The sequence below is a fragment of the Aquifex sp. genome (assembly GCF_056494385.1).
The window spans coordinates 1-7,905 of sequence record NZ_JBSLZM010000018.1; the positions used below are offsets into that span (position 1 = coordinate 1).

Consider the following 7,905-nt stretch of genomic DNA (forward strand, 5'->3'; position numbering starts at 1 on the left):
ACTCTAAATCAACCAAACCACCCAGCCATACGTTGCTTATAGGGCAAGACATAAACATCTTACGTTGTTCTATGAGAACTACCTCGGCACCGGGTATTTCCTTCTTTAAATACTTAGCTGCAGTAACACCGGCCCATCCCCCGCCGACTATTACAATCCTATTACCCTTTGAAGGGGGGAGTAATCTATTGGCGGTAGTAGCCGCACAGGCTATGCCAGGGAGAGAGGTTGCTCCTAAAAAAATTCCTACACCGGCCAATTTTAAAAAATTCCTTCTATTAAAACCCATCCTACAAACCTCCTAAGTAGTTTTTTTAGATTTAAATAGTTTTTAAGAAAACATATCCCTATACATTGCTTTAGCCCACTCAAAGTAAGCTATCCAGTTCTGTTTTGTCGGGTTGTTGTCCATCTTTACGTTCCAGAACTGAAACGTGTTCTTCGTGGGGTCATACTTGTATGTAAGGTCAACCCATACTCCTTTTCCTTTATCCACCGCTGAATAACATAGCGTCCTCGGGGGTTTATATTCGGGCATTCTTCCCTTTATGAGTTCTATTAACTGCTTTGCAACGTTATGGGCTTCGGAGTTTGCGGTGTTCCCGCTCTTTGAGAAGGGATGATTTCTCGCATCACCCGTGCATAGTATATGGGGGTCCTTTGTTGATATGTTGTAAGGCCACCTTAGGCTGGGCCATCTTTCCCCATTGGGAACGAGGTCCGTATCAAATATTAATTTGGTAGCCTTACACCTCGGGTATAGGTTGAGGTCAGCAAACTCTATATCACCGTATTCTTCCGTCATTACTATCTTCTTTCCGAAATCAACGCCTTTTATCGTCGCTTGGGGATAATACTCTATGTATCCGTTAACAAACTCGTTCCAAGCTTTTTGAAAACCTTCCGCCTTTACGGGAGGCTGGGGATGGGGGTCTATAAGAATTACCTTTCCGGGAATCTCGTTTTCCTTAAAATACCAGGCGAGCAGCGTAGCCCTCTCGTAGGGACCGGGCAGACATCTGTAATCAAGTCCCGGAGGGACGGTTATAACGAAGTTCCCTTCCTCAAAGTTTTCTATTTTCTTCTTAAGGGTGATTTGTTCACCTCCGGGTATGAACGCAGCGGGATAACGCGTTCTTGCAATCTCTATATCCCTCGGATCATCACCTACCCACTGGGAGTAGTCGTAGTCTATACCCGTTGCAAGAACAAGGAAGTCATAATGTATCTTACCGAGGTCTGTGTAAACGTATTTCCCAACCCTGTCTACATGGTGAGCGGTTGTTCTGAGTAGATGATATCCGTATTTATCAGCCGCTGGTCTGTGGTCGTGAAGTAGAAATTCAAGGTCAACGAGTCCAACCAGCCAGAGGTTGCTTACGGGACAGGACCAGAAGTGTTCCCTTTTTTCTATGAGGACTACATCTATGTTCGGGTCGTGCATCTTTAAATACTTTGCAAGAGTAGCCCCGGACCAACCTCCCCCTACGATTACCACCCTAGGAGAACTTTTTCTGGGCTTAGGAAGGTTTATAACGTCTGCGGTTTTTGCAAAGGTGAAGCTGAACTTAGTTCCGAGAGCTGCAGCGGCTCCCAACCCCGCGAGCTTAAACATATCTCTTCTGTTTACACCCATGTAGTTACCTCCCTTACTTTTCCTTTCTATTTGCAAACTTCGTGCCAAAAGAAATACGTTCTTTTTCAAAGGGACTTTTCGGAACGGTGTCAAAACTGTCACACCTTTGTGACACATATGACACTAAAGGGGAAGTATCTTTTCAGTATGGAGGAGTTTTCCATCTTTGAGAAGATTGACGAACAGGTTGTAATCATAGGCAAAGACTACAGGATAGTTTACGCAAACGAAAGGTATATAAAGGAAAACGGATACAAAAGTAAGGAGGAGGTTATAGGCAAACCTTGTTATCTCATATCTCATAAAAGAGAAAGTCCCTGTGAGGGAGAGTGTCATCCCTGTCCTTTGAAGGAGATAGAAAAGAATAAGGGGGCTGTTAACGTAATACATACACATTACACTCATGACAACAAAGAGACTCCCGTTGAGATATGTGCATTTCCGATAAACAAGGGAGAGAGGATTCTACAGATAATAAAGAACATTAGGAACGATAAGGAGAAGTTTTACCTTTTTAGTCTTTCTCAGAAGCTGAGCTCAATAGGTTTCCTGGCCCTCGGCATAGCCCATGAGATTAACACACCCCTCGCAACGATAAACCTCGCTCTTGACGAGCTTGAAAGGAAAATCGGAAAAACGGAGGAGATAGACGTTATAAGGAACGCCGTAAAGACCTGTAAGGATACGGTAGATAAATTACTCCTATTTGTGAGGAAAAAAGAAGGTTCGGACCTTGTAGACGTAAAGAAAGCCGTTGAAGACGTGGTTGAGCTATTAAAAGTTTACGCAAAGGAGAAAAAAGTAAAGGTAGAAACCAGTCTCTAGAGCGTTTATATACTCGGGAACGAGTCGGACATAAGGCACGTTATCCTAAACCTTGTTCTTAACGCAATTCAAGCAAGTTCCGAGGGCCAGAAGGTTGAGGTTGAGCTAAAAAAACGGGATAACGAACTTGTTCTGACAGTGAGGGACTACGGACACGGTATACCTCCCGAGGATATGGACAAGATATTCATGCCCTTTTACCAGGGTAAGAATAAAAGAGAAGGAAGCGGTCTCGGGCTTGCGATAGTGAACGAAGTAGTAAAGGACTACGGAGGTTATATAAATGTCAACAGCTCAAAAGGAAAGGGTAGTGTTTTTGAGGTTCACATTCCTTTCCCTTAAAGCCTTGAGTTTCCTGAAAACGGTTCTCCTGCTACAACCGAGAATTTCTGCTATCTTATTAACGTCCCCTTCAAATCTTTTGTAAAGAAAGGATATATACATAAGCTCAAGCTCCTCAAGGCTGGGAAGCTTTTCCATAATCTTCTCAACACAGCTAACACTCTTTCTCTTCAGGCATATATTCTCGTCTATATACTCTCCCTGTGAGAGAACACAAGCCCGCTCTATAACGTTCCTAAGCTCCCTTACGTTTCCTTCCCACGGGTAATTAATAAGCTCCCTTAAGGTTTCCTCTCTTATCTTCTTTCCGTATTTCTTTAGGAAAAACTCTACGAGAAGTGGAATATCCTCCTTCCTTTCCCTGAGAGGCGGTATTTCTACCTCTATGGTATTTATCCTGTAGTAAAGATCTTCCCTGAATTTTCCTTCGGATATCAGCTTTTCTATGTTCCTGTTCGTTGCAAAAACGAGTTTTACGTCAACCTTTATATCCTTGAGTCCGCCTACCCTTCTGAAGCTCTTCGTCTCTACGAACCTTAGGAGCTTGGGCTGTATTGATGGAGGAAGGTCTCCTATCTCGTCAAAGAAAAGGGTCCCTCCGTTTGCAAGTTCAACGAGACCGAGCTTTCTGTGGTTCGCTCCCGTGAATGCTCCCTTCTCGTATCCGAAAAGCTCACTCTCAAAAAGGTGCTCGGGTATAGAGGTGCTGTCAACGACTATAAAGGGTTTATTCCTCCTTTCGGATACACTGTGCAGGTATCTCGCGAGAACCTCTTTCCCTACTCCCGTCTCACCCCTTATCAAAACAGGTGAGTCAACCTTTGAAGCTCTCTTTATTAGCTCAAGGATTTTTCTAAATTTTTCGTTTCTCGTCTCAAGTAAGTATTCTCCTTTTCCTTCACCGAACAGGAAGTTTTTAAGGGTTTTGTTTTCCTCCTCAAGGCTCTTTTCCTTAAGTGCTTTTTTTATGCTCACCTCAAGAAGGTCAAAGTTAAAAGGTTTCTGAATAAAGTCATATGCACCCTTTTTTATTGCTTCTATAGCTGTTCTGATATCTCCGTATCCCGTTATTACTATGAACTTCGTTCCATCACCGCTGAAGCGCTCAATCAGCTCAAGTCCGTCCATATCGGGAAGCCGTATATCAAGGAGAACAACGTCGTAATACCTTTCCTTTAGCTTTTCCTCCGCCTCCTCTCCCCTTTCCGCTGAATCAACAATATACTTTTCACTTAACTTCTTTTCCATTAACCTCTTTAAGTTCTTATCATCCTCAACTATCAGGAGGGAAACCATTTAGTTTTAATGTTAGGTATAATTTCATTTTATGAGATTAGTAATTCTTATGGCTTCCTTAAGCCTGTTTTTAACCTCCTGTGAAGTTCTCATAGGTGCTGCTGTAGGTGGTGCAGCCGGGTATTATATGGGAAAGGAAGGCTATAAAGTGAAGATAGAAAAGGAAAAAGATAAAGAAAAGGAAATCAAAAAAGAGGAAAAGAAGTGAGCCTTATAGTACTTTTACTTTTCTTAGTCCTTCCCCTATTCGGAGGTTCTGAGGTGTATGAGAAGACACTTGAAAACGGAGTGAAAATTATACTGAAGGAAACGCAGGGAAAAGGAATAGTTTCGGGTGTTATATTCTTCAAAGGTGGTGTCCATGGGGAGAAAAAGAGGGGAGAGACAGCATTACTTTTTACAATACTTCTCAAAGGTTCTAAAAACTATCCTTCTTCTTCTGCTGTTTCAGAACCCTTTGAGAATTACGGAGGGTATATATACTCCTCCTCCGAAGACGACTTCTCGGAAATAGGCTTCTCAACAAAGGTTGAGGGACTAAAAGAGGGTTTGAAAGTTATAAAGGACATACTTTCAGAACCTCTCTTTAAAGAGGATGTTCTAGAAATTGAGAAAAAAAATCAGATAGTTGCGATAAGGTCTAAGAAAGAGAGAGGAATGTCCTACGCATACGAGGAACTGAGGAAGCTTACATACAGGGGAACTCCTTATGAATACTCCTCCCTCGGAAAGGAGGAAGACGTAAAGACGATAACCAGGGAGGACCTAATAAGAAGATTTGAGGAACTAAAGAAGGGAAAAAACATAGTTGTAGTTCTTGTAGGAGACTTTAAGAAAGAGGAAGTTATTCCCCTTCTTGAGGAAACTTTTTCGGATATACCCAAGGGTGAGCTTAAGCTGTTTAAAGAGAATAAAGAAATTAAGGAGAACAAGATTATCAGGGTAAAAAGGGAAGGTTCGCAAGCCACTATTTTGTGTGCTTTTAGCGCACCTCCCAAGGACTCGGAGGATTACTTCAGCTTTAAGGTTTTCAACGGTGTTCTGGGTGAGGGAATGACCTCAAAGCTGTTCAAGAGATTAAGAGAAGAAAAGGGATACGCTTATGCCACATACTCCTTTTATCCTACGAGATACTCCTCTCCGAGACTCTTTGCCTACATAGGTACCTCTCCCGAAAAGAAGGAAGAAGCCCTTAGAGACCTAATAGAAACAGTATCCGATAAGGATATAACCGAGGAAGACATTGTACTTGCAAAACGAAAGATTATAGGGGATTACCTCCTTGACCACGAGACAAGACTGAGACAAGCCTGGTATATGGGATTTTTTGAGGTTATGGGCTTCGGCTGGAAGATGGACGAGGAGTATCCCGAGAAAATAAACTCGGTGAGTGCGGAGGAAGTGAGAAGGGCTGTAGAAAAATATATAAACCATCACCACTGTGTCGTGGTTGAACCTTGAAATTAAAGCTTTATAATTCCAAAAGAATGAAGAAAAGAAAAGTTGTTATAACTTATGGAACTTTTGATTTATTTCATATAGGACACCTAAATCTTTTAAAGAGAGCAAAAGAGCTGGGAGATTATCTAATAGTAGGCGTTTCAACGGACGAGTTTAACGAGATAAAGGGAAAAAAATCCGTTTATCCTTACGAGCACAGGGCAGAGATAGTTCGCTCAATAAAATACGTTGACCTCGTTATCCCCGAGAAGAACTGGGAACAAAAGATTGAGGACATTAAGAAGTATAACGTTGACGTGTTCGTAATGGGAGACGACTGGAAAGGGAAGTTTGATTACCTAAAAGAATACTGCGAGGTAGTTTACCTCCCTAGAACACAGGGAATATCAACAACGGAGTTAAAAGACGCTCTTCTTAGACTATCAAGCATTCTTGAGGAGGATATAATAAGGATCCTTGAGATAGTGGCAAAAGGGAGGAATAGCCTTATAGAAATACTGAAAGATTGAGGAGGTGGGAAGATGGAGCAAATTGCCACATTTTTACTTAACCCCTTGAAGGACAAGAAGGTATGGGCGGTTATGACGCCGGACGGGGAACTCTTTTACGATATAGTATCCGTAAAAAGAGCCCGGTTCTGTATGGAGGCGAACGAACAGTTCTGGCTTAACCCCTACGGAGGGGCTTATCAGTGGGATACCAAGGTATCGGAACCCTACGAAGCGGAGTTCGTTCACTTCAAGAAGGAAGCTCAGCAGTATATGTGTATATTCAACCTCCACGAGGCTGACCTGCAGTATATTGACTACGACCCCGTTACGGGAGAACTCCTCTTTAACGAAGAGGAACTCAGAAAAAAGCTTGATGAGAGGAACTTTAACGAGTTTAAAAGGTTCATGAATGAGCTATGGGGATACATTAAAGAAGAGATATGAGGTTCAGGAAAGGTGAAGTTATCTTAGCACCTATGGCCTCTTATACCCATTCCGCCTTTAGGAGGCTATGCAAAAGACTGGGAGCAGACAGAACTTACACAGAACTCATAAGTGCTGTTGGAATTCTCAGGAACGGAATACCCCTTAAATACGCATACTTCACCGATGAGGAGAAACCCATACACGTTCAGATATTCGGAAGCAATCCTGAGGAAATAGCTAAAGCGGCCGAAATTGTAGCAAAGGAACTTAAACCCGACTTTATAGACATCAACTTCGGGTGTTCCGTTCCGAAGGTTCTCAGAAGCAAGGCTGCGGGGTATATGCTTAGATGCCCCCCGCTTATGGGTGAGGTCGTAAAAGAAACCGTTGAAGCACTAAAGTCTTACGGTATTCCCGTATCCGCAAAGATAAGGCTCGGATTTGAAGAGGATCAGCTTGAGGAAATTATTGAGGAGCTTCAAAAAGGGGGTGTTTCTCTCATAGCCATTCACGCAAGAACCGCAAAGCAAGGGTTCAGCGGAAAGGCGGACTGGAAAAGGATAAAAGAGGCTAAAAAGATTGCAAGCGTTCCAATCGTTGGAAGCGGAGACGTTAAAAGCTGGAAGGATATTGAAGCAATGTTTGAGGAAACCGATTGTGACGGGGTTATGGTGGGAAGAGCCGCACTTTCTAACCCTTGGATATTCAAGGAATTTAAAGAGAAAAGGGACATCAGAATGGGATTAAAGGAGAGAATAGACTTCATTCTTGAAGAGTTATCCATGATGACCGAGTACATGAGCAGGGAAAAGGCCTGTGCCGAAATAAAATCCCAAATCGTTCAGATACTAAAAGGAGTTCCGAACTCAAGGGAGCTAAAAACTTATATAGTAAGAGCGGAAAGCTGTGAGGAACTTTTAAAGAGGTTAGAAGAAGCGAAAGAAAGAGAGAGGGAATTACTTTATACCTAAGGTTGTCTTGGGTGTTACATAGCTTGCAAGAGCCGATATACCGCCCTTTAATGCGTAAACGTTTTTAAAACCTGCACTCCTGAGTGCAAAGGTTGCGGCTATAGCTCTTGCCCCTGAGTGGCATATAACTATAACCTTCTTATCCCTCGGTATTTTACTCAGGTTTTCGGGTTTAAAGAGTTTGTCCATAGGTATGTGTATGCTGTTTTTGTAGGTGAGTCCCACTATTGAGGCCTCTGCATCTGTTCTTATGTCAAGGAGAACTATATCTTCACCGTTCTTTATCATATCAATAACCTGTTTAGGTGTAACCCTGCAGGGTGATTTTGCGAGGTTTTCCTGGGTTAGTTGACTAAACATCCTGTCGTATTTCTTCACAAGGTGCTGGTCAATTGCATGGGAAAACCCTACAAATCCAAGAATAAGAAGTGCGGAAGCTAAATACTTTCTCATCTTT

At 42.5% G+C, this 7,905-nt stretch carries 11 protein-coding genes; 7 read left to right on the forward strand and 4 right to left on the reverse strand.

All coding sequences use genetic code 11. From position 1 onward, the window contains the following. Nucleotides 1-289: FAD-dependent oxidoreductase (locus ACWB1W_RS01350; RefSeq protein WP_479369599.1), on the reverse strand; the 289-nt coding region annotated here is incomplete at its 3' end. Between the two features lie 42 nt (nt 290-331). Next, nucleotides 332-1,636: an FAD-dependent oxidoreductase gene (locus ACWB1W_RS01355; protein ID WP_479369600.1), complete on the reverse strand. Its 1,305-nt coding sequence runs from the start codon at nt 1,634-1,636 to the stop codon at nt 332-334. 147 nt (nt 1,637-1,783) lie between these two features. Here ACWB1W_RS01355 and ACWB1W_RS01360 point away from each other — a divergent pair, with 147 nt between their 5' ends. Both ACWB1W_RS01360 and ACWB1W_RS01365 read left to right on the forward strand, forming a co-directional pair. After that, nucleotides 1,784-2,461: a PAS domain-containing protein gene (locus ACWB1W_RS01360; protein WP_479369601.1), complete on the forward strand. Its 678-nt coding sequence runs from the start codon at nt 1,784-1,786 to the stop codon at nt 2,459-2,461. A 42-nt stretch (nt 2,462-2,503) separates the two neighbouring features. Continuing rightward, nucleotides 2,504-2,803, forward strand: a complete 300-nt coding sequence (locus tag ACWB1W_RS01365; protein WP_479369609.1) for a sensor histidine kinase — start codon at nt 2,504-2,506, stop codon at nt 2,801-2,803. Here ACWB1W_RS01365 and ACWB1W_RS01370 read toward each other — a convergent pair. Further along, entirely contained in the window at nt 2,756-4,099 is a 1,344-nt protein-coding gene (locus tag ACWB1W_RS01370) for a sigma-54-dependent transcriptional regulator (RefSeq protein ID WP_479369602.1), read from the reverse strand. The two genes, ACWB1W_RS01365 and ACWB1W_RS01370, sit on opposite strands and share 48 nt — an antisense overlap. 31 nt (nt 4,100-4,130) lie before the next feature. Between ACWB1W_RS01370 and ACWB1W_RS01375 the strand changes: the two genes are divergently transcribed. The 5 genes from ACWB1W_RS01375 to ACWB1W_RS01395 are packed head-to-tail and all read left to right on the forward strand — an operon-like array spanning nt 4,131 to nt 7,448. Next, on the forward strand, nt 4,131-4,307 hold the full coding sequence (locus ACWB1W_RS01375; protein WP_479369603.1) for a hypothetical protein: 177 nt from the start codon (nt 4,131-4,133) through the stop codon (nt 4,305-4,307). Nucleotides 4,308-4,360: 53 nt separating this feature from the next. Beyond that, nucleotides 4,361-5,560, forward strand: a complete 1,200-nt coding sequence (locus ACWB1W_RS01380) for a M16 family metallopeptidase (RefSeq protein WP_479369604.1) — start codon at nt 4,361-4,363, stop codon at nt 5,558-5,560. A 26-nt stretch (nt 5,561-5,586) separates the two neighbouring features. Continuing rightward, entirely contained in the window at nt 5,587-6,069 is a 483-nt protein-coding gene (gene tagD, locus ACWB1W_RS01385; RefSeq protein WP_479369605.1) for a glycerol-3-phosphate cytidylyltransferase, read from the forward strand. A gap of 12 nt (nt 6,070-6,081) precedes the next feature. Next, entirely contained in the window at nt 6,082-6,495 is a 414-nt protein-coding gene (locus ACWB1W_RS01390) for a hypothetical protein (protein WP_479369606.1), read from the forward strand. Further along, nucleotides 6,492-7,448: a tRNA dihydrouridine synthase gene (locus ACWB1W_RS01395; protein ID WP_479369607.1), complete on the forward strand. Its 957-nt coding sequence runs from the start codon at nt 6,492-6,494 to the stop codon at nt 7,446-7,448. The genes ACWB1W_RS01390 and ACWB1W_RS01395 overlap by 4 nt, the downstream gene beginning before the upstream one ends. Here ACWB1W_RS01395 and ACWB1W_RS01400 read toward each other — a convergent pair. After that, nucleotides 7,434-7,905: rhodanese-like domain-containing protein (locus ACWB1W_RS01400; protein WP_479369608.1), on the reverse strand; the 472-nt coding region annotated here is incomplete at its 5' end. The two genes, ACWB1W_RS01395 and ACWB1W_RS01400, sit on opposite strands and share 15 nt — an antisense overlap.